Annotated in this window: 19 protein-coding genes; 10 read left to right on the forward strand and 9 right to left on the reverse strand. The window is 56.9% G+C overall.

Annotated features, from left to right (window positions below):
• Nucleotides 1-474: 474 nt before the first annotated feature.
• Nucleotides 475-2,094 (forward strand): GMC family oxidoreductase, encoded by a 1,620-nt coding sequence (locus AC2FEB_RS21635; RefSeq protein WP_496884362.1) that lies wholly within the window; start codon nt 475-477, stop codon nt 2,092-2,094.
• 5 nt (nt 2,095-2,099) lie between these two features.
• On the opposite strand, the gene AC2FEB_RS21640 is transcribed toward AC2FEB_RS21635, so the two are convergent.
• Nucleotides 2,100-2,945 (reverse strand): SDR family oxidoreductase, encoded by an 846-nt coding sequence (locus AC2FEB_RS21640; protein ID WP_496677252.1) that lies wholly within the window; start codon nt 2,943-2,945, stop codon nt 2,100-2,102.
• A gap of 88 nt (nt 2,946-3,033) precedes the next feature.
• On the opposite strand from AC2FEB_RS21640, the gene AC2FEB_RS21645 reads away from it, so the two are divergent.
• On the forward strand, nt 3,034-3,666 hold the full coding sequence (locus AC2FEB_RS21645) for a class I SAM-dependent DNA methyltransferase (protein ID WP_496677255.1): 633 nt from the start codon (nt 3,034-3,036) through the stop codon (nt 3,664-3,666).
• Between the two features lie 57 nt (nt 3,667-3,723).
• On the opposite strand, the gene AC2FEB_RS21650 is transcribed toward AC2FEB_RS21645, so the two are convergent.
• Complete coding sequence (locus AC2FEB_RS21650; protein WP_496677258.1) at nt 3,724-4,479, reverse strand: class II aldolase and adducin N-terminal domain-containing protein; 756 nt, start codon at nt 4,477-4,479, stop codon at nt 3,724-3,726.
• A gap of 112 nt (nt 4,480-4,591) precedes the next feature.
• On the opposite strand from AC2FEB_RS21650, the gene AC2FEB_RS21655 reads away from it, so the two are divergent.
• The 5 genes from AC2FEB_RS21655 to AC2FEB_RS21675 all read left to right on the forward strand — a co-directional run bounded on the left by AC2FEB_RS21655 (nt 4,592) and on the right by AC2FEB_RS21675 (nt 10,156).
• Nucleotides 4,592-5,461 carry a LysR family transcriptional regulator gene (locus tag AC2FEB_RS21655; protein ID WP_496677261.1) on the forward strand — a complete coding sequence of 290 codons (870 nt, stop codon included), beginning with the start codon at nt 4,592-4,594 and terminating at the stop codon, nt 5,459-5,461.
• 178 nt (nt 5,462-5,639) lie between these two features.
• Nucleotides 5,640-7,442, forward strand: coding sequence for an adenine deaminase (ade, locus tag AC2FEB_RS21660; protein WP_496884363.1), 1,803 nt, complete (start codon nt 5,640-5,642; stop codon nt 7,440-7,442).
• Nucleotides 7,439-8,902: an AMP nucleosidase gene (locus AC2FEB_RS21665; protein ID WP_496677266.1), complete on the forward strand. Its 1,464-nt coding sequence runs from the start codon at nt 7,439-7,441 to the stop codon at nt 8,900-8,902. Before ade ends, AC2FEB_RS21665 begins: the two co-directional genes overlap by 4 nt.
• A gap of 130 nt (nt 8,903-9,032) precedes the next feature.
• Nucleotides 9,033-9,320 (forward strand): HU family DNA-binding protein, encoded by a 288-nt coding sequence (locus AC2FEB_RS21670; protein WP_117871130.1) that lies wholly within the window; start codon nt 9,033-9,035, stop codon nt 9,318-9,320.
• Between the two features lie 275 nt (nt 9,321-9,595).
• Complete coding sequence (locus AC2FEB_RS21675) at nt 9,596-10,156, forward strand: CHAP domain-containing protein (RefSeq protein ID WP_371415283.1); 561 nt, start codon at nt 9,596-9,598, stop codon at nt 10,154-10,156.
• 198 nt (nt 10,157-10,354) lie between these two features.
• Here AC2FEB_RS21675 and AC2FEB_RS21680 read toward each other — a convergent pair whose 3' ends face one another.
• Nucleotides 10,355-11,551, reverse strand: a complete 1,197-nt coding sequence (locus tag AC2FEB_RS21680; protein WP_496677319.1) for a BCCT family transporter — start codon at nt 11,549-11,551, stop codon at nt 10,355-10,357.
• A gap of 182 nt (nt 11,552-11,733) precedes the next feature.
• On the opposite strand from AC2FEB_RS21680, the gene AC2FEB_RS21685 reads away from it, so the two are divergent.
• Entirely contained in the window at nt 11,734-12,621 is an 888-nt protein-coding gene (locus tag AC2FEB_RS21685) for a DMT family transporter (protein WP_496677270.1), read from the forward strand.
• On the opposite strand, the gene AC2FEB_RS21690 is transcribed toward AC2FEB_RS21685, so the two are convergent.
• Nucleotides 12,597-13,118: a glutathione peroxidase gene (locus AC2FEB_RS21690; RefSeq protein WP_496677273.1), complete on the reverse strand. Its 522-nt coding sequence runs from the start codon at nt 13,116-13,118 to the stop codon at nt 12,597-12,599. The genes AC2FEB_RS21685 and AC2FEB_RS21690 overlap by 25 nt on opposite strands.
• Nucleotides 13,119-13,263: 145 nt before the next feature.
• Here AC2FEB_RS21690 and msrB point away from each other — a divergent pair, with 145 nt between their 5' ends.
• On the forward strand, nt 13,264-13,710 hold the full coding sequence (msrB, locus tag AC2FEB_RS21695) for a peptide-methionine (R)-S-oxide reductase MsrB (RefSeq protein ID WP_496677276.1): 447 nt from the start codon (nt 13,264-13,266) through the stop codon (nt 13,708-13,710).
• Nucleotides 13,710-14,222, forward strand: a complete 513-nt coding sequence (msrA, locus tag AC2FEB_RS21700; protein WP_496677279.1) for a peptide-methionine (S)-S-oxide reductase MsrA — start codon at nt 13,710-13,712, stop codon at nt 14,220-14,222. Before msrB ends, msrA begins: the two co-directional genes overlap by 1 nt.
• 39 nt (nt 14,223-14,261) lie before the next feature.
• Here the strand turns inward: msrA and AC2FEB_RS21705 are convergent, their stop codons facing one another.
• The 5 genes from AC2FEB_RS21705 to AC2FEB_RS21725 all read right to left on the reverse strand — a co-directional run bounded on the left by AC2FEB_RS21705 (nt 14,262) and on the right by AC2FEB_RS21725 (nt 19,863).
• A complete protein-coding gene (locus tag AC2FEB_RS21705) occupies nt 14,262-16,265 on the reverse strand; it encodes a hydantoinase/oxoprolinase N-terminal domain-containing protein (RefSeq protein WP_496677280.1) in 2,004 nt (667 codons plus the stop codon).
• Nucleotides 16,266-16,337: 72 nt separating this feature from the next.
• Entirely contained in the window at nt 16,338-17,375 is a 1,038-nt protein-coding gene (queG, locus tag AC2FEB_RS21710; protein WP_496677283.1) for a tRNA epoxyqueuosine(34) reductase QueG, read from the reverse strand.
• A 75-nt stretch (nt 17,376-17,450) separates the two neighbouring features.
• Nucleotides 17,451-18,116: an FtsZ-binding protein FzlA gene (gene fzlA, locus AC2FEB_RS21715; protein WP_496677321.1), complete on the reverse strand. Its 666-nt coding sequence runs from the start codon at nt 18,114-18,116 to the stop codon at nt 17,451-17,453.
• A gap of 58 nt (nt 18,117-18,174) precedes the next feature.
• Nucleotides 18,175-18,909, reverse strand: coding sequence for a monofunctional biosynthetic peptidoglycan transglycosylase (gene mtgA / locus AC2FEB_RS21720; RefSeq protein ID WP_117871142.1), 735 nt, complete (start codon nt 18,907-18,909; stop codon nt 18,175-18,177).
• Nucleotides 18,910-18,948: 39 nt separating this feature from the next.
• On the reverse strand, nt 18,949-19,863 hold the full coding sequence (locus AC2FEB_RS21725) for a Hint domain-containing protein (RefSeq protein WP_299901922.1): 915 nt from the start codon (nt 19,861-19,863) through the stop codon (nt 18,949-18,951).
• Nucleotides 19,864-19,896: the final 33 nt, after the last annotated feature.

Below are 19,896 nucleotides of genomic sequence, written 5' to 3' on the forward strand. Positions count from 1 at the left end.
CGTCTCCACCGTCTCTCCGATGCGTCCGACCGTCTCTCCAGCCCGTCAGCACCGCCTCAGCAGCGCCGGTGAAGGGGTATTTACGGATTAGGTCTGGGACCTGCAACCCCCATTTTGAAAAAACTCCACATTTTTCGTCGATTTCTTATGTTAGTTAATGAAAACAACAATTTACTTTAACAAATCAATCTCTTCAGCTCACGTTCGTTGTGCAGATTTCCCGAGAAGAACCAGAAACATTCGCTTCTGAGATGGAATCGAGAGTCCAGGCAGAAGAGAGCGGCTTGTAAAACACCCTTGGGTCCTTCGATCGACGCAAACCTGACTATCAAGAATATCGTTCAGAGTACGCAAGAAACTGACTTGGGGTCACAATTGTTTTTTCGAGCGATTAACGCACTCTCACAACAGAGATGGTAACGCTGCCCGAACGCTCATAAGAGCTACGGTGTCGCGAGAGGTGCGAAAGATAGCATGGAATTCGATTATATCATCGTAGGCGGAGGTTCGGCCGGTTCGGTTCTGGCCAATCGCATGAGCGAAGATCCATCCACAAGTGTCTGCCTGCTTGAAGCTGGTGGCGGTGGGAACAGCCTTTTCGTCAGAATGCCTGCCGCCGTTGTTGCCGCACTACGGGGGCGCCCCAGGATCAACAACTGGGCTTTTGCAACGGTCCCGCAACCCGGGTTGAAGGGGCGCAAGGGCTATCAACCACGCGGCAAGGCACTGGGCGGCTCAAGCGCAATCAACGCCATGCTGTATGTACGCGGTCAGCGGCAGGACTACGATGGCTGGGCCGATTTGGGCTGCGACGGCTGGGACTGGGACAGCGTATTGCCATATTTCAAACGGGCCGAGAACAATGAACTTGGCGCTAACAGCGTGCATGGCGACAGGGGGCCGTTGCATGTTTCTCTGCAAAAAGAACCTCGTCCAATCACCCTTGCGTTCATTCAAGCCGCTCAGCAACTCCAACACCGCTATACTGAAGACTTCAACCGAGGCGACAACGAAGGCGTCGGCCTGTACCAGGTTACACAGTTTCACGACCCGGCAAAGAATGGTGAGCGTTGTTCTGCGGCTGCTGGTTATCTTTTTCCAGCTTCTGACCGCCCGAACCTGACGGTCATCACGCATGCACATGCCAGTAGGCTGAGCTTTGAGGGCAAGCGCGCGTCGGGCGTTGTATACCGGGCGAGAGGCAAGGGCGCAGACATCGCCATTCGGGCGAAGCGCGAAGTCCTGCTGTGCGCAGGCGCTTTGAAATCGCCGCAACTGCTTCAGGTTTCGGGTGTTGGTGCAACGAGCGATCTTGAACCGCACGGAATCGCTGTTCGCCACGAGTTGCCCGGCGTGGGAAAGAACTTGCAGGATCACCTGGATTTCACGTTGATCTTCAAAACCAGAGATACAGACAATTTTGGGATTGGCCCGGCAGGGGCAGCGCAAATGCTGAAGCATGTTCATCGGTGGGGCAAGACGGGCGTCTCGATGGCGGCTACCCCCTTTGCCGAAGGCGCGGCGTTTTTGAAAACCTCCCCTGACCTGGAGCGTCCCGACATCCAGTTGCATTTCACTATCGCAATGGTCGATGATCATGCCCGCAAACTGCACTACGGGTACGGATATAGCTGTCATGTCTGCAAACTGCGCCCGGACAGCCGGGGGACAGTCAGTTTGAACAGCTCCGACCCAATGGAAGTACCCTCTATTGATCCGGGGTTTCTTTCAGATGCACGCGATCTGGATACAATGATCAAGGGCGCGCGAATGACACGGGACATCCTGCAGGCTCCTGCATTAGACAACTATCGGCACAAAGAGTTGTTCGGTACGGATACTGCCAAAACCGACGCTGATTGGGCGGAGCATATCCGCGCCCGCGCCGACACGATCTATCACCCTGTAGGCACCTGCAAAATGGGCGTGGACGAAATGGCGGTCGTCGACCCCCAGCTTTGTGTGCGGGGGCTTGAAGGTCTGCGAGTCGTTGATGCCTCGGTGATGCCGACCTTAGTGTCGGGCAATACAAATGCACCCACAATCATGATCGCGGAAAAGGCTGCAGACATGATCAAGGCGGCTGCCTTGTAAATGCACTATTGGCCCTTCATCAGGGCCTCAAGCCCAACCCGGTAATTGGGATAGATCAGATCAATACCAAGTTCATCCTTAATCCGGTCGTTTCGAACCCGCTTGTTTTCGTTGTAGAAACTGCGCGCCATCGGCGTCAGATCGGCGTCGTCGAACCGGACTGCAGGAGGCAGGGGCAAACCCTGTAACTCGGCAGCGTATCCTATGACATCCTGCGGCGGGACAGGTTCGTCGTCACATACATTATAGATCCGTCCCGGATTCGGCTTCATCATCGAGGCTTTCAAGATCTGCGCGATGTCTTCCACATGAATGCGCGAAAACACCTGCCCCGGTTTGATAATGCGCCGCAATCCACCACGCCTGAGCTTGGAAAACGGCCCGCGCCCCGGTCCATAGATACCCGCCAAACGGAAGATATGAACAGGCAGCCCCGGAATTGCCGACCATTGCTCCTCGGCCAGCTTACGCCATCTGCCGCGCCTGGCGGTCGGTGCAGGCGGCGTGCCTTCGTCAACCCACCCACCCTGATGGTCGCCATAGACGGCCGTTGTCGACAAATAGCCCACCCATTTGAATTGACGGGCCCGCTTGGCGATTTTATCGCCCAGCGCCGCCAACACCGGATCGCCTTCTTCACTTGGCGCAGTCGAGATCAGCAAATGGCTCACCCCATCGAGGTTCGGCGCCTCACCCGGCCAGATCAGCGGTTCGGCGCCAGAGGCCCTAATTGCAGCCATCCCTTCACGGTCTCGCGTTGTGCCAACAGTTTTCCAGCCCTTCGGGGCAAGGATTCGGGACAGGGCCTGAGCAGAATAGCCATGGCCAAATGAAAAGAGCGTCTTGGTCATGCACCTTTGATGATCTGCGCCGTGCCGGGATGCAAGCGCCGCATGGACGCACTTGAATCGAATCTTCGATTGCGCCTTTCTGTTGGTCATGAGCAAGAAAACACCTGACCTGCATTCGGCCTACGCGCTGAGTTCTCCGGACGAGAACAAACAGCTCTATGCGGAGTGGGCGGGAGATTATGATGACAGTTTCGCTGCGCGCGAAGATTATCAGCTTCACACCCACACGGCTCGGGCATTTGTCGGTGCGGGTGGTCAGGGGCCCGTTCTGGATGTCGGAGCGGGAACCGGCCTGTGCGGCGCGGTGTTGTCGGCGCTTGGCGTCGGACCCATTGATGCAACCGATATCAGCGCAGAAATGCTGGATCAGGCGATGCGCAAGGACATTTACCGGGACGCGATCGAGGCTGATCTGACACAGGGCATCCCTGTTCCGCGTCACAGCTATTCCGGCATAGTTTCATCCGGCACTTTCACACATGGTCATTTGGGCCCCGAGGTGCTGCCCGCGCTGTTACGCGTGGCTCGCCACGGGGCGCAGTTTGCCCTTTCGATCAATGCGCGCCATTTCAAGGAACTGGGTTTTGCTGAAGCGTTCCGCAAACTGGAACAGGATCAGATTCGCAACCTGACCCTGCCCGAAATCCGTATATACGGAGATCTCGCGGCTGGCCCCAACAAGGATGACACCGCCCTGATCGCTTTGTTTGAACGGGTTTGAGTCCGGTTATTCGGACGCAATCAAGCCACCCGCCTCGACCATGCGCATCGCTTTGCCTCAGGTCGCGTAGTCCGAACTTTCGGAATCAAGGATTGCTTTGATCTCACGCAGGTGCGCTTCGGCCTGATCGGGATAGTCATCCAGCTCTCGCGCTGTTTTTTCGGCAATCTCATCCGACAAGACGCGCAGGGGCAGTCCGGTTTGCAAAGCACGAATGTAAGTTTCGGCCGCGCGCTCAAAGTAGTACAGCCTGTTGAAGGCATCGGCAGGGTCGCTGCCAATGATCAGAACACCGTGATTGCCCATGATCATTACTTTTTTCCTGGGATCAGACAGCATCCCGGCACAACGCTCGCCCTCGCTTTCAAAGGCCAGACCTCCGAATTCTTCATCTACCACGTAACGGTCGTAAAAGGTTGCCGTGTTCTGATCGATTGGCGGCAATGAACTGTCGGCCAAAGAGGCCAGAACAGTCGCAAAGATCGAATGCACATGCATGACGCAACGCGCATGAGGGCAGTGGCGGTGGATTGAGCCATGCAGCCCCCAGGCCGTCGGGTCCGGGGCACCGGGTTGTTCCATCACATGCGGGTCTTTGGCATCCAGCAACAATAGATCCGAGGCACGAATGCGCGCAAAGTGCACCTGATTGGGGTTCATCAGAAACTGCGTGCCGTCATCATTCACCGCCAGGCTGAAATGGTTGGCAACCGCCTCATGCATGTTTAGCCGGGCCGTCCAGCGGAAGGTGGCGGCCATATCCACGCGCTCGGACCAATGGTCGATATTGGGGCGAAGACTGGTGAGGCTCATGCTTGGCTCCTTTCGCGGCTGGTCGCGGCCAAATCTGCATGGGGTCCGGCGGTTTGACCAACGAAAAAAACACGACTATCCCATTAGTTGAACTTATGTCGAGGTTATGTAAATGCAGAACTCGCTTCCTCCGCTGGGCTGGTTGCGCACTTTCGAAGCCGCCGCACGCCATCTCTCGTTTACTGGCGCGGCGCGAGACCTGAACATGACGCAAAGCGCCGTCAGCCAGCAGATCAAGTCTCTGGAAGGGCATCTGGGGCAGCCACTGTTTCTGCGTCGACCCAAAGCATTGGAACTGACCGAGGCCGGAATCACATATCTGCCAGTTGTGCGAGAAGCCTTCAGGACGCTTATGCGCGGAACCCGGGCGGTTACTGGTGCGCAGCCAAACGCGGTGCAGGTGCAATGCAACATCAGCTTTGCCGTCAACTGGCTGGCCCCGCGCCTGCCGGCATTTCGGACAGAACATCCGGATGTTCAACTGAATATCTTCACCGAGCTTTGGGAGCCGCGCGAAATGGCCGAAGGCGCAGCGGTCGAGATTCGGTTCTCGCTTCGACCGTCGGATACAGTCCGAACCGAAATTCTGCGCACCGAACACTACTATCCGGTCTGCGCTCCCGGATATCAGGTGTGTCTGGAAAATCTTAAGGAACAGCCACTTTTCGACTGCTCCAACCTGCTGTCCAACTGGCCAAGTTGGGCGGAAGATCAGGGCCTAAATTGGGAAAATCCGCCGATAACCTACGCGACCACCTATCTGGTTTGCCTGTCAGCAGTCATGGCTGGCGGCGGTCTGTGCCTGGCTCATGATACTATCGCGTGTCATCTGATCGAGCGCGGTCAACTGGTTGCGCCGTTTGAGCACCGCGTTCAAATGCCGGAGTCCTACTATCTGCTGTTATCCCCACAGGCCGAGGATACACCCGGAGCCGTAGCCTTTGCTGATTGGGTACGGCGAGAAATCGGGGCTGCGGCATAAAGGGAATTACCCCCGCCCAACGGCAATGCCCCTCCGGGGCATCTTCGTAGGTTGGGCCGAGCATCGCTGACGCGCGGCGGGCGCGCCCGGACCAGAAGGCATACCCAATACACATGAGGAATCCATAACAACGAAGAACCGGGGTTGCACCCGCTGGCGCATTCGTGAAAGTTGAGCCATGGAATACATACCCTTCCCAAGCTGGCCCGAAGTCGCCCCTAAATTGATCGCAGTTGCAGCCGGACGTGAGGCGGCCGACACGGTTATTCAGGGCGGAATCTGGGCGAACGTACACAGCCGCGAATTGCTGCCGGATCATTCTGTGGCGATTGCCGCCGGGCGAATTGCCTTTGTCGGACCGGATGCCTCGCATTGCGTCGGTCCGGAAACAGAAATCATCGACGCGCAAGGGCGTTACATTTTGCCCGGCTTGTGTGACGCACATATGCATATCGAATCCGGCATGCTGACTCCGGCCGAATTTGCACGTGCGGTCGTCCCCCATGGCACGACCAGCATGTTCACCGACCCGCATGAGATCGCCAACGTGCTGGGTCTGGACGGCGTGCGCATGATGCATGACGAAGCGATGATTCAACCGGTCAATATCTTCACTCAGATGCCGTCCTGCGCACCATCCGCACCCGGGTTGGAAACGACAGGCTATGAAATCACGCCCGAAGACGTGACCGTGGCGATGAACTGGCCCGGTATCATCGGGCTGGGTGAGATGATGAATTTCCCAGGTGTGATCCATGGTGATCCCAAGATGCTGGCCGAAATAGCCGCCACTCAACGGGCCGGGAAAACCGTCGGAGGGCACTATGCTTCGCCTGATTTGGGACCTGATTTTGCAGCTTACGTGGCCGGTGGCCCGGCAGATGATCACGAAGGCACATGCGAGGCCGACGCCATTGCCCGGGTTCGCCAGGGGATGCGCTCGATGATGCGTCTGGGCTCGGCCTGGTATGATGTGGAAAGCCAGATCACTGCCGTGACCGAAAAAGGGCTGGATCCGCGCAACTTCATTCTATGCACGGATGACTGTCATTCCGGCACATTGGTAAATGACGGGCATATGAACCGCGTCGTACGTCATGCCATTTCTTGTGGGTGCGACCCTCTGGTTGCGCTGCAGATGGCGACGATCAACACGGCAACTCATTTCGGGCTGGAGCGCGAAATCGGATCCGTCACTCCGGGGCGAAGAGCGGACATCATCCTCAGTTCAGATCTGACTGAGTTGCCGATTGAGATGGTGATGGCCCGCGGGCAGGTGGTAGCGGAAAACGGTGCCATCAAGGTGGATTGTCCACATCTGAACTGGCCCGAAAAAGCGCGCAACACCGTTCATCTGGGGCATGAACTGACGTCGGCCGATTTTGAGATCAAGGCACCGGAAGGAGCCAACAGAGTTCAGGCCAACGTCATCGGCGTGGTGGAAAACCAGGCGCCGACTAAGGCGCTGAAAGCAGAATTGCCGATCATTGGCGGTCTGGTCGAAGGCGAAGGCGAGGTGTGTCAGATCGCTTTGGTTGAACGGCACCGGGCCACCGGGGGCATCACCAACGCTTTCGTTTCGGGCTTTGGATATCAGGGAAAAATGGCCATGGCCTCGACCGTGGCGCATGACAGTCACCACATGATCGTCGTCGGTACGGACCGGGATCAGATGGCGCTGGCCGCAAACCGCCTGGCCGAAATGGGCGGTGGCATCACCTTGTACCGTGACGGGCGGGAACTGGCGCTGGTCGAACTGCCCATCGCTGGCCTGATGTCCGACAGTCCTGCTGCCGAAGTCGCGGCCAAGGCTGATAAGATGGTGCAAGCCATGCAGGACTGTGGCTGTCATCTGAACAACGCGTACATGCAGCACTCACTGCTGGCGCTGGTCGTAATTCCGGAGCTTCGAATCTCGGATCTCGGACTGGTCGACGTGCGCACATTTGAAAAAATAGATCTTCTGGAACCATTGGCATGACAACACTCCTGACCCCCGAAGCACCCGCGCCAGAGCAGTTTACCGATCCCGCCGCCGCCGTTGCACGGCTGGAAGAGCTTTACGTCCAGGCGACCGATTTCCTTTGCGACAGTTTCTCGGAAGCCATGGGAAATGGAGCGCCTGCCGCGCGATATAGAGCCTATTACCCGGAAATTCGCATCAAAACCTCGACCTATGCCCAAGTCGACAGCCGCCTGAGCTTTGGTCACGTGTCCGAACCCGGCGTTCACGCCACGACGGTGACGCGCCCGGATTTGTTCAGATCCTACCTGACCCAACAGATCGCACTGTTGATCAAGAACCATGGCCAGCCTGTGACAATTGCGGCGTCGGACACACCGATTCCGGTGCATTTTGCCGTGGCAAACAATCCCGATCTGGTTGTACCTCATCAGGGGGCGGCTGACTTCACCCTGCGCGATGTGTTTGACGTTCCTGACCTGACAACCACCAATGATGACATCGTCAATGGTGTGCATGACCATGAAGACGCTGTTGGTCCCTTGTCTCTTTTTACTGCCCAACGCATGGATTATTCGCTTGCGAGGCTGGCACACTATACCGCAACTGAGGCAGGTCACTTTCAAAACCACGTGTTGTTCACAAACTACCAGTTCTATGTCTCGGAATTCGAGAACTACGCCCGCGAGCAATTGGCGGATCCTGCCAGCGGCTATACCAGCTTTGTTTCAACCGGCAATGCCGAGATCACGGACCCCAAGGCACCTATCGAACAACCGCTGAAACTGCCACAAATGCCAACCTACCACCTGAAGCGCGAAGATGGTTCGGGAATTACGCTGGTGAACATCGGTGTTGGCCCATCCAATGCAAAAACCGCCACCGACCATATTGCAGTTCTGCGCCCGCACGCGTGGCTGATGGTTGGTCACTGCGCCGGGTTGCGCAACACACAGGCATTGGGCGATTTCGTTCTGGCCCATGCTTATTTGCGCGAAGACAAGGTTCTGGATGACGATCTGCCGGTCTGGGTGCCGATCCCGCCTTTGGCCGAAGTGCAGGTCGCGCTGGAACACGCCGTGGCCGAGGTGACCAAACTGGAAGGTTACGAGCTGAAGCGGATCATGCGAACAGGCACAGTGGCCTCGGTCGACAACCGAAACTGGGAATTGCGCGATCAGTCCGGTCCGGTCCAGCGTCTGAGTCAATCCCGGGCAATCGCGCTGGATATGGAAAGTGCCACCATTGCAGCGAACGGCTATCGGTTCCGCGTTCCGTACGGCACTTTGCTGTGCGTTTCGGACAAACCCCTGCATGGAGAATTGAAGTTGCCGGGCATGGCGTCTTCCTTCTATACCACGCAAGTCAGCCGGCATCTGGCCATCGGCATCAAGGCGATGGAGCACTTGCGCGGCATGCCGTTGGAGCGCTTACACAGCCGGAAATTGCGCTCCTTCGACGAAACAGCCTTTCTCTGACGCAAAAAAGCAACGTTTTCCCCATATTTTTAGGGTTTTCAGCGCTACTATTCGTTGTGTTTAGCCACAATATCCCGTTACAGTTACGCGGTGAGGCCCTATAGATCGGGCACGTTAAGGAGACCAAGAAATGGCAAAGCCTATGACAAAGACTCAGCTGGTTGCTGCTCTCGCTGAGGAAATGGGAACCGACAAGAAATCTGCGAACTCCGCGCTGGAGGCCATCACCGGCCTGATCACCCGCGAAGTTTCGGCCGGTGGCGCAGTGACCCTGCCCGGCGTCGGAAAAATCTACTGTCGCGAACGCCCCGAGCGTCAGGTCCGCAACCCGGCCACTGGTGAGACCTTCACCAAAGAAGCCGACAAGGTTGTGAAAATGACCATCGCCAAAGCACTGAAAGACAGCGTGAACGGCTGATTTCAACTTTCGGGACAACGATAGAGAGCCGCCTTCGGGGGGCTCTTTTTCTTTTGCGTCAATGTTTTGTGCGTGTCGGGTTTGAACCAGATTCCGACACCATGTTTCGGTTCAGAATGCGTCACTAACGTCACAAATCGCCTTCCATGCAGGCATCGACCTGAACGTGGGAATGTGAACCGGCGAAATCTTGCCGTGCCGTTGACGGGCCTCTTTCCATAACTTGCCTGATCGCCTTACAACTCCGTTAATCTTCGAACCGGCAATGAAACGTCTTGCAAACCATCGTATGTAGAAAGAAGTCGACTTGGCCACGCGTGTCCGGCGCCGCCCGATCCGCGATCGCGGTGGGCCTCTTTGCACTTGTCTCTGCCTGCGCGCAAAACACAACCAATGAGGATCTCAATCCTGAACGTCAGTTGATGGCTCTGCAAGAGGTCTCGAAGAAGCGGTCAAGAGGGCAGCGAGTATGGTGCGTGCCCTACGCGCGAGACCTCAGCGGTATAGAAATTCGCGGCAATGCGAAGGACTGGTGGGGGAAAGCTCGAAAAACGTTTGAGCGAGGCAAGGAACCGGTTGTTGGAGCGGTAATGTCGTTTCGGGCAACCCGCGGGATGCCCCTGGGCCATGTGGCCGTCGTATCCGATATAGTCTCCGATCGCGAAGTCATTGTGAATCACGCCAACTGGCACCGCAACAAGGTGTCGTTGCAAATGGGCGTCAAGGATGTCTCGAAAAACAATGACTGGACAGTGGTCCGGGTTGAAAGTCAACCGGGCCGGTATGGCAGTTCCTACCCGGTAAATGGGTTCATCTATCCGACAGCTGGCAAGTAACCTTTTTGAATTTCGTTTCGCGAACGAGTTGATCGCACCACGCGCGACACTCAATTCAATCGTGCAGCGAAGACAATGGCCGTCCGCGTCGGGATACCGAGTGGTTGAAAAGTCCGCAAATTGTACAAAACTGCGACATTGGACGATCAAAAAAAGGGCTCCAGAGGCGCCCTTTTTCGATTTGCTTCGATAGGTCGGTCAGTGAACCGTCTCAACCTTGTGGAAGTCCAGATCACGATCTTCAGGCATTGAATCGATACTCATCACCTCCTGGCGTTTGGTGATCAGGATATAGACGACGCAGGCCAGATACAGGCCAACCACGACGGCTCCGATCCATTGAATCTGCAGCCACTGGCTCTGGAACAGCAGGGTCAGGGCAAACAACAGCGCGACGTTGCCAGCCACATAGATCGCCTTGCCAAACCGTTCCACGGTCAGGTTCAAGTTGTCGGTGTACAGTCGGATCAGCGAGTCCAGCGAGTTGATCACGAACGTCACACCAACGATTACCATCGCAATGTTGGTGATGCCTGCGGTACTGATGCCGTTCAGATGGTAATAGTAGAGAACGGTGAACCAGATTCCCAGCGGTATGGACGGAAAGATCAGCAGCGCGGCAAGCAACTGCCACGTGGTCAGACCACCCACGAAGCGCGACGTGAACTGGCCGATCATGATCGACCATGCAAACCACCAGAACAGGTAGAATGCGTGATAGTCGGTCAGCGGCAGGACAAATTTGTGCAGGTTGGCGAAATAGGCCCCGATATCGCTGCCGGTTTCCACGAAACCGGTCACGTCCATGCCTGCAGCTGCCCACATGCCCAGAATCAGTGCAAGGAACAGAAAAGTAGAACCGACCGACAGGATACGAACATACTTCAGATCGGTCGAAGAATAAGCCGCCGCCAGAATGACGACAAACACGATGATGTAGAAGGTAGTAACGACGGATTCGCCGTCTCCGACCTCGGGCAGATAGCCGGGCAGGTAGATCAGGAAAAGGCTGGCTGTGAAAGCACAGGTGCCGATGATGACCGCGTTGTTAATCAGCTTGACCAGCGGGATCTCAAAGAACCTCACACGGGGTTCGATCACGCAGAAGTAGAAGGCCGTCAGAAAATAAAAGGCCCAGATCAGAAAGCCCCAGAATCCGAACTCGATCGCCAACGGGTTTGCGAAGGCGTAAGCAGGGTCGTCGGCATATCCACCGAATTCGGTCAGTGGGAACATGATCAGGCCAACATCTAGACCGGATGTGAACAGGATCGCGATGAACGTGAACAGATGTACCGGTGTCACGCCAACGCAGCGCAGGTTCCACCATTTCACGACGAAGAAAGCGACCAGGCCCAATGCCAGCAGGACGCCGAAAGATAGAATGTACTCCAGAAGCACCGACAAACCTCCCTTGATATGTCAGGTCCTGCCGCCGATATCTTTAATTGGCCAGTCAATCAATATAAACATGTGCAAGACTTTTCTTGCATCACGCATGTGTCTTTTTTGACGCGCACTGCTTGCGACCGATCCCAAAATCAGGGACAGTCCGCGCGACGTGACAGGGGGTCTCCATGGATCTGCGCGCCATAGCCATGGGGCTGACATTTGCCCTGATCTGGTCATCTGCCTTTACCTCGGCGCGGATCATCGTGGCGGATGCCTCACCTCTGTTTTCGCTGGCACTGCGGTTTCTGATCTCCGGTGTTCTGGGGGTCATGATTGCCCGCGCGATGGGGCAAAGTTGGAACCTGACCCGAAATCAATGGCGTGCCACGATCCTGTTCGGAATCTGCCAAAATGCCCTGTATTTGGGCCTGAACTTCTACGCGATGCAAACGGTCGAGGCTTCGGTCGCGGCCATTATCGCTTCCACTATGCCCTTGTTGGTGGCACTGGCTGGTTGGCTGATGTTCGGGGATAAGCTGCGCCCGCTTGGTGTATTGGGTCTGTTCGCCGGTTTCGCCGGAGTCGCCCTTATCATGAGCAGCCGGATCAGCGCGGGCGTCGATATGTTCGGGGTCGCACTATGCGGTGCGGGGGCGCTTGCTTTGACTTTTGCCACGCTTGCGGTTCGCGGTGCGACGTCTGGCGGTAACTTCATGATGGTCGTCGGATTGCAGATGCTGGTAGGCTCAGCCGCGCTGTTTCTGGCCGCTCCGATCATTGAGACCATCTACATTCACCCGACACTTCCGCTGGCTCTGGCGTTCATCTACACAACCCTTTTCCCCGGATTGCTGGCCACATTGATCTGGTTCCTGCTATTGGATCGGATCGGAGCCATTCGGGCCGCCACTTTCCACTTTTTGAACCCTGTATTCGGGGTCACGATCGCAGCGATCCTGCTGGGCGAAAAGTTGGGCGGGATGGACGCGGTCGGCGTTGCCGTCACGACCCTTGGCATTCTTGCGGTTCAGATTTCACGACAGGGCGCTCAGGGCAGCAAGGCTTCGATCTGAGACAACAATTTACGGGAATCGGGTTTAACGTTCGACCCATAGGTCGCAACCACTTCTCCTTCAGAATCGATCAGGATCTTGTTGAAATTCCATTTGGGCGTGAAACCGGTCCGGGCGGCAACGGCTTTGTAGAACGGATGGGCGTCTGCGCCTTTGACCGGAGTGATGTCCGTCATCGGCAGGGTCAGCCCATAGTTCATCTCACAAAACTGTTTAACCTCCTCTGCCGATTCCAGCTCCTGATTGAATGAATCCGACGGCACCGCAAGAACGACCAGCCCTTCGCCGGAATAGGTCTCATGCACCTTTTGCAGAGCCGCGTATTGTCCCGTGAATCCACAATGCGACGCGGTGTTGACCACCAGCACAGGTTGGCCGCGCCAGTCTTCGATGGCCAATGTGCCTCCGTCGATCGAGTCGAACTCACCGGTCAGAGGCGCCGCCTGAACGGCGCGGCCCAGTAAGATCAGGGCAGTCAAAAGCAGCAATCTCATCATGTCTTGTCCTCCCTTTTAGATTGATACGCATATCTTTGTTGTTCAGATCACTTGCACGACTGCGAGAGCGGTTTGTAATATCGCTTTGCTTTCCACTCCGCAGCCCCCAGATAATGGCGCAAACAATAATTCAGCCGGAGGATCCATGACTCGCTATACCAAAGACCCCACGGCCATTGCTGCGCTTTCGCCCGAAGAGTTTCACGTCACTCAACGCAGTGGTACAGAACGTCCGGGCACCGGGAAATACCTGAACAACAAAGAACCGGGTATCTATGTGGATATCGTATCAGGTGAACCGCTGTTTGCCTCGACCCATAAATACGAATCCGGGTGCGGTTGGCCCAGTTTCACCAAGCCGATCGTCCACGAACACGTCGAAGAGTTCCGCGATGCCACGCATGGCATGATCCGGACCGAGGTTCGTTCGAAACACGGCGACAGCCATCTGGGGCATGTCTTCCCGGATGGTCCGCGTGAACATGGCGGGCTACGTTACTGCATAAACTCCGCCTCGCTAAGGTTCATTCATCGGGACGACATGGAAGCCGAAGGTTATGGCGAATACCTGAATCAAGTGGAGGATATCTGATGACCCAACAACGCGCTGTACTGGCCGGGGGCTGCTTCTGGGGTATGCAGGATCTGATCCGCAAACTGCCGGGCGTGTCGCGTACCCGTGTCGGCTACACTGGGGGCGACGTGCCCAACGCGACCTATCGCAACCATGGCACCCACGCCGAGGGGATCGAGATCTGGTTCGATCCGTCTCAGATCAGCTATCGCGACCTGCTGGAGTTCTTCTTCCAGATCCATGACCCGACTACGGTCAACCGTCAGGGCAACGATATCGGCATGAGCTATCGATCTGCGATCTACTACGTGGATGACACGCAGAAACAGGCGGCCTTGGACACTATCGCCGACGTGAATGCCAGCGGCTTGTGGCCCGGAAAAGTAATGACCGAAGTCGAGCCTGTCGGAGACTTCTGGGAAGCCGAGCCAGAGCATCAGGATTATCTGGAGCGGATCCCGAACGGCTATACCTGCCACTTCCCACGACAGGATTGGGTTCTGCCCAAGCGCGCAAGCGCAGCAGAATAAAGCACCACCTGCCCGGCCCCTCTGAATCTTTCAGGGGGGCTAGTCTGCGGCCACCCGCGGACGTCCGCTTGCCTCGACCGTGATCATGGCTTCGACAAAGACATCCTTTGCCTCGACCCGTGCAGTTTTGATGTCACGATCCACGATCACGCGAATGTCTTCTGCGCCGGCTTCTCGCACTGCGCCCTCCGCTTCGGACATCAAAACCTTTTCCAACAAGGCCAACGCGTCCTCTGACGCGGTAAAATCCTGCGGACCATCCTGCAGATGCACGCGATACCGCCCTTCCGCCGGGGATGTGACCGTGCCCGAGCGGCGCAAGGTCAGCCGCCCCACGACAGCACCAATCGCATTTGCCACGCCTGCATGTTCCGGCAGGATCATCCGGCAATGCAACCGCTCACCCACGGCAGGGTAGTAACTGGGGGCCGACGCCCCAAGGCCCACCACATCCACATTCAAAGCAGCGCTCAGCGACAGCAACCCACGGTGTTGTGCCAACCCACGCTGTGTCAGAACATGACGCGCCAAATCATGCGGCAGCACACCAAATCCATCTTGTTCTTCATCAAAAGCACTCTCTAACAAAGCCAGACTGGTCTGTTTGGTCAATTGATCGACAATCATCTGCGCAAGGGCCTCGGGCGAGTGTGCAAGCATATCCCCTGACCCAACCCGTTTACGTGCCATAAGCTGTAGTGCCTTACGGGCCGCCTCGACGTCCCAGGCGCTGACCCGCCCCAGCAAATGACTGGCATCCGACGGTGTCACGCCCGAGACCTGAACGATCCCGCGATCCACCAGCCGCGTCAGCGCTCCGTTCTCCATCCGGGACCGAAGTAGCGCACTTAAGGGCAGAACCTGATCGCCCAGCCTCTCCAACAAGATCTCTTCCCGTGCACCGACTCCGTCGGTGTCGATGCCGGTCACGCGGCGGGCAAAGCGTGTATCATGCTCGCCCACGGTCGTGGCCCGCAATTGTTCATCCAGCACAGAATTCACAACGTCTGGTGCTTCTGATGCGATCAGCGATACGGGCAACACCCGACGCGGGCCGAGGAACACACCGCCCCGTAGCCCTTCGGCCACAACATGCACCTGGCTGTCACCGCCCAGACCATGGGTACGCATCGCCACGGCTTCAACCATGGTGCGAAACCCACCCACCTGCGCCCCGGCCGGATCAATCGCGGGCTTTCCATCCCGGATAAGTGCAACATCGGTCGTGGTTCCCCCGATATCCGAGACCAGCGCATTGTCCGCTGCGGTAAGCCATCGCGCCCCGACAATAGAAGCCGCCGGACCGCTGAGGATTGTCTCTATCGGCCGTTCCCGCGCCTGTTCCGCGCTCATTAATGCACCATCGCCGCGCACCACCATCATCGGCGCAGAAATCCCCAAAGCACGCAGCTGATCCTGTGCACGCCCGATCAGGCGGTCGATCATCCCGATCAGCCGCGCATTCAGAACAGCCGTCACGGCGCGTTTCGGACCATTGAGCTTGGCGGACAAATGATGCGAACAGGTCACCGGCGCCCCGGTTCTTTCCGAGATTATGCGCGCCGCTTCCAACTCATGCGCCGGGTTGCGGGTGGCGAACTGAGCAGCAACCGCAAAGCCGGAAACCCCCTTATGAGAGTCTAAAAAGGCCTCAAGCGCAGCGATATCCAAGGCCGCAGCCTGCCCCCCGGAATGGGTATGCCCACCCGCAATCACCAGGACCGGATCACCATTCAGCGCCTCTTTCAGCCCGTGTTTTTCAAGATCGCTGTCCTTGAACCCGATATAGATCAACGCGACACGACCGCCCTGCCCCTCGACCAGAGCATTCGTGGCCAGCGTCGTCGATAATGACGCCATCGAGATCTGATCCGGCGTGACCTGCGCCTCTGCCAGTACAGACGAGATCGCCCTGCCCACACCAATCGCCAGATCCGCCCGGGTGGTCAGCGACTTGGCCGAGGCAATGACCTCTTTCTCATCTCTGATCAACACCGCGTCGGTATAGGTCCCGCCCGTATCTACCCCCAAAGACAACGTCATCGGGTTCTCCTCACTGTTCGCTGGGGATGGGTGTAGCGGTTATGCACGACACGTCCAGCCTGTTTGCGGCAATTATGACAGTTGTTCCACCGCCCAGCGCGCCGCGTCGGCCACCGTCTCGTCGGGGTCTTCGACCAGATTCTGGGCCACTGTTTTCAATTTCGGCTGTCCCGAGTTTCCAATGGCATACAGAACGTTGCGCACGAACCGGTCCCGCCCGATGCGCTTGATCGGTGAGCCAGAAAACTGCGCACGGAAGGCTGCGTCGTCAAGCGCCGCCAGTTCTTGCAAGCCGGGCGCTTTCAGATCGTCCCGGGCGGCATAGCGCATATCGCTCGCGGCGACGGCAAATTTGTTCCAGGGACAGGCGGCCAAGCAATCGTCGCAGCCGTAAATCCGATTGCCCAACTTATTGCGCAGCTCTTGGTCCACCGGACCTTTGTGTTCAATTGTCAGGTATGAAATGCACCGCCGTGCATCCAACTGATACGGCGCCGGAAACGCATCGGTCGGGCAACTGTCCAGACAGGCGTGGCACGACCCGCAGTGGTCTAACTCTGATTTATCCGCCGGCAGGTCCAGTGTGGAGAAAACAGACCCTATAAAAGCCCAATTCCCCCATTCGCGGCTTACAAGATTGGTATGTTTGCCCTGCCACCCCAATCCGGCTGCGTGCCCCAAAGCTTTCTCGGGAACCGGTGCGGTATCGACAAACACTTTTACTTCCCCCCCGGCTTCGGCAATCAGCCATCGCGCCAACCGTTTCAGCCGCTTCTTGACCAGATCATGATAGTCCTTGTTCTGCGCATAGACCGAAATTGCACCGCGATCCGGGTGATTCAGGATCTCTGTCGGGTCATGTTCCGGCGTATAGCTTTCGGCCAACATGACGACTGACTGCGCCTCGGGCCAAAGGGCGGCAGGATCGCCACGCCATTGTGTGCGCGCGGCCATCCATCCCATTTGCCCGTGGTAACCGGCATCCAAATATGCCCGCAAGCGTTTCGGCACCAGTGGAACATCCCATGGCCGGCACACACGACAGGCAACAAACCCCTCTGCCAAGGCTTGTTGCACCAGCTTTTCCTTAAGATCCGATCCGCTCTTCATCTGGCCAAAAAAATCCTCGGGGGGAATCGCGCCCACAGCGCGATGGGGGGCAGACAGCCCCCCTTGCGTACCCTATCAGAAATCCAGATCAGCGTAATGAGGCGGCGGTCGGAAACCAGGCACCTGATCCGCCAGAATTGACCGAAACGCAGGACGAGACTTGATCTTTGCGTACCAGTCCTTGACCACCTGGCTGCGATGCCAGTCCACGTCCGAGATGTAGTCCAGCGAAGACAGATGCGCCGCGGCCGCGAAATCAGCCAGTGTCATCTGATCCCCCGCAAGCCAGCGGCGATGATCCAGCAGCCATGCCATGTAATCCAGATGGTATTTGATCGCCCTGGCGCCCTGTTTGATATGCTTGCTGTCCGGATACCCCTGTCCCGTCACCTTTTTGTTCACCCGCTCATACAACAGTTTCGATGTCACCTCGTGGTGAAACTTGTCGTCGAACCACCCGACAAGGCGCCGCACTTCAAATCTGGCTTCGGGGTTTTTCGGCATCAAAGCTGGCTCAGGGCGGGTTTCTTCGATGTATTCGCAGATCGCCGCGCTTTCCGACATGATGCGCCCGTCCAGACGCAACACAGGTACTTTTCCCGCCGGATTGCGGCGCAGGAAATCAGGATCCTGCTCCCAGTATCGCTCTTCTACCAGCTCAACCTCGATCTTCTTCTCCGCCAGCGACAGACGGACCTTGCGACAATACGGAGAGAGGGGAACGTGAAACAGACGCGCCATGGACTTCCAATCGAACCAGTGAATACCCGACAGATTTACCCTTGGCAGATAGCGGGTTTCAATCCTCGAAACAATCTGCGCGACCATCTGCGCGGATGGTGGCCGCCCCATCGAGAATTGAAGCCGCTCTTCTGCGGGTTCTGGCAGTTGGATCCGTGACAGACCTGTTGCGTGGTGACGGCAGGATTGCAGCAATCCGTGCCGCCTGAACCGAGGTCAGCTTTGACGCGCTGGTGTTGAAATAGCGTTGCGCAGCAGCTTCGACCCCAAACACGCCGTTCCCGGTTTCGGCCACATTCAGATACACTTCAAGAATACGCTGCTTGCTCCAGAATATTTCAACCACCGGCGTGATCGAGGTTTCCAAAGCCTTGCGCACCCAACTGCGGCCCTGCCAGAGGAACACATTCTTCACAACCTGTTGCGTGATGGTCGACGCACCGCGACTTCCGCCATCCTCAAGTGCATCGCGAATGGCTTCAACGTCAAAGCCCCAATGCAGACAGAAATTTGCGTCCTCAGCCGCCACAACTGATCTTGCCATGATCGGAGCCATGTCCTCGATCGGCACCCATTCGCGTTCAACCTTTCCCAGCCGGCGCCATTCCGACCAGATGGTATGCGTCACGGGCGGGTTCACGACCGAATAAATCAGGACCAGAGCAACCACGAGACACACAACTGCCATGGCCACGCGCGCTACCCAGCGGCGAACCTGTCGCGCCACCGGTACTTTCTTTCTGGATGCCTTACTTTTTTTTCCGCCAGATTTGCGGGCTGCTTTCTTAGCCATGCCTCAGCTATACGACGCAGGGTTCCGGTTTGAAACGGCCTAAATCGCGAAAGCACGCGCCTCACGCGGATGAATGATCGGGCGAGCGGTTTTCAGCGACATCGGATCAAGACCTGCCAACTCGGGAAACAAGTGCAGCACCTCGCTTTGAGTCTCGCGATCCGAGGCTGACAGCGCGTGCCCGGGATAATAGCTTTCGCTTTTCGCTCCGTTGGCGATGACGATCTCATGCTGCTTGAACAAGAGGTGGAAGTATTCGACCTCACCGCCTTCAACGCGTGTCACCGTGTCATCGTTGACCAGTGTATGTGCCGGAACCAGCGCTTCGGAAAGACCGAACAAATAAGACGCCTGCCAGTCTTCGACCAGCATCCGATGCTGCGGTGAAACCAGCAAGGGGCGATCCAGACCGAAAACACCGGCTTCGAACCGGATTGGGGCCAGTTTGCCTTCGGCTGCGACGGTTGTAGACCCGACCCAGATCAATGGTTGAGGTCCGTGATCCACCGTAAGGACCAGATCACCAGCCTTCAAATCCTCAACCGCCCGCTTACCTTCCGGCGTGGCGATCATGGTCCCGGCCGTAAAACAAGGTGGACCCAGATTTCCGACATTCAGAGGACCTTGCGTGTTGACAAAAGTGGTCGAAACCAGCGTTCCAGGCTGAAGCACCTGATTGTCTGTAGGGGTGAAAACCCGCGATCCATCGGCCAGGTAAAAAGTGATTCCTGTATAGGTCACGTTCCCAACGCCTGACACGTTGATCGTAACAGTATCCCCCGGCCAGGAATTTGTTACGTCTTGTCCATTGACCGTATCGCCACTGGGCACGTCAATAAGATTGTCATCATTCGCATCAGTCAGGTTGAAACTGCTGACAGTGACAGCTGTTCCTCCTGGTGGCGGGCTTGCGGGATCAAAGGTGAAAAACTGATCGCGATATGTCGTTGGCATCCTGTCGCCCCTACTCTGTCACCATTTGAAACC

This window comes from Ruegeria sp. YTSC106, from assembly GCF_059609765.1.

Coding starts and splice junctions, on each gene's coding strand:
- AC2FEB_RS21635 (WP_496884362.1), top strand. CDS start 475: ATGGAATTCGATTATATCATCGTAGGCGGAGGTTCGGCCGGTTCGGTT.
- AC2FEB_RS21640 (WP_496677252.1), bottom strand. CDS start 2,945: ATGACCAAGACGCTCTTTTCATTTGGCCATGGCTATTCTGCTCAGGCC.
- AC2FEB_RS21645 (WP_496677255.1), top strand. CDS start 3,034: ATGAGCAAGAAAACACCTGACCTGCATTCGGCCTACGCGCTGAGTTCT.
- AC2FEB_RS21650 (WP_496677258.1), bottom strand. CDS start 4,479: ATGAGCCTCACCAGTCTTCGCCCCAATATCGACCATTGGTCCGAGCGC.
- AC2FEB_RS21655 (WP_496677261.1), top strand. CDS start 4,592: ATGCAGAACTCGCTTCCTCCGCTGGGCTGGTTGCGCACTTTCGAAGCC.
- ade (WP_496884363.1), top strand. CDS start 5,640: ATGGAATACATACCCTTCCCAAGCTGGCCCGAAGTCGCCCCTAAATTG.
- AC2FEB_RS21665 (WP_496677266.1), top strand. CDS start 7,439: ATGACAACACTCCTGACCCCCGAAGCACCCGCGCCAGAGCAGTTTACC.
- AC2FEB_RS21670 (WP_117871130.1), top strand. CDS start 9,033: ATGGCAAAGCCTATGACAAAGACTCAGCTGGTTGCTGCTCTCGCTGAG.
- AC2FEB_RS21685 (WP_496677270.1), top strand. CDS start 11,734: ATGGATCTGCGCGCCATAGCCATGGGGCTGACATTTGCCCTGATCTGG.
- AC2FEB_RS21690 (WP_496677273.1), bottom strand. CDS start 13,118: ATGATGAGATTGCTGCTTTTGACTGCCCTGATCTTACTGGGCCGCGCC.
- msrB (WP_496677276.1), top strand. CDS start 13,264: ATGACTCGCTATACCAAAGACCCCACGGCCATTGCTGCGCTTTCGCCC.
- msrA (WP_496677279.1), top strand. CDS start 13,710: ATGACCCAACAACGCGCTGTACTGGCCGGGGGCTGCTTCTGGGGTATG.
- AC2FEB_RS21705 (WP_496677280.1), bottom strand. CDS start 16,265: ATGACGTTGTCTTTGGGGGTAGATACGGGCGGGACCTATACCGACGCG.
- queG (WP_496677283.1), bottom strand. CDS start 17,375: ATGAAGAGCGGATCGGATCTTAAGGAAAAGCTGGTGCAACAAGCCTTG.
- fzlA (WP_496677321.1), bottom strand. CDS start 18,116: ATGGCGCGTCTGTTTCACGTTCCCCTCTCTCCGTATTGTCGCAAGGTC.
- mtgA (WP_117871142.1), bottom strand. CDS start 18,909: ATGGCTAAGAAAGCAGCCCGCAAATCTGGCGGAAAAAAAAGTAAGGCA.
- AC2FEB_RS21725 (WP_299901922.1), bottom strand. CDS start 19,863: ATGCCAACGACATATCGCGATCAGTTTTTCACCTTTGATCCCGCAAGC.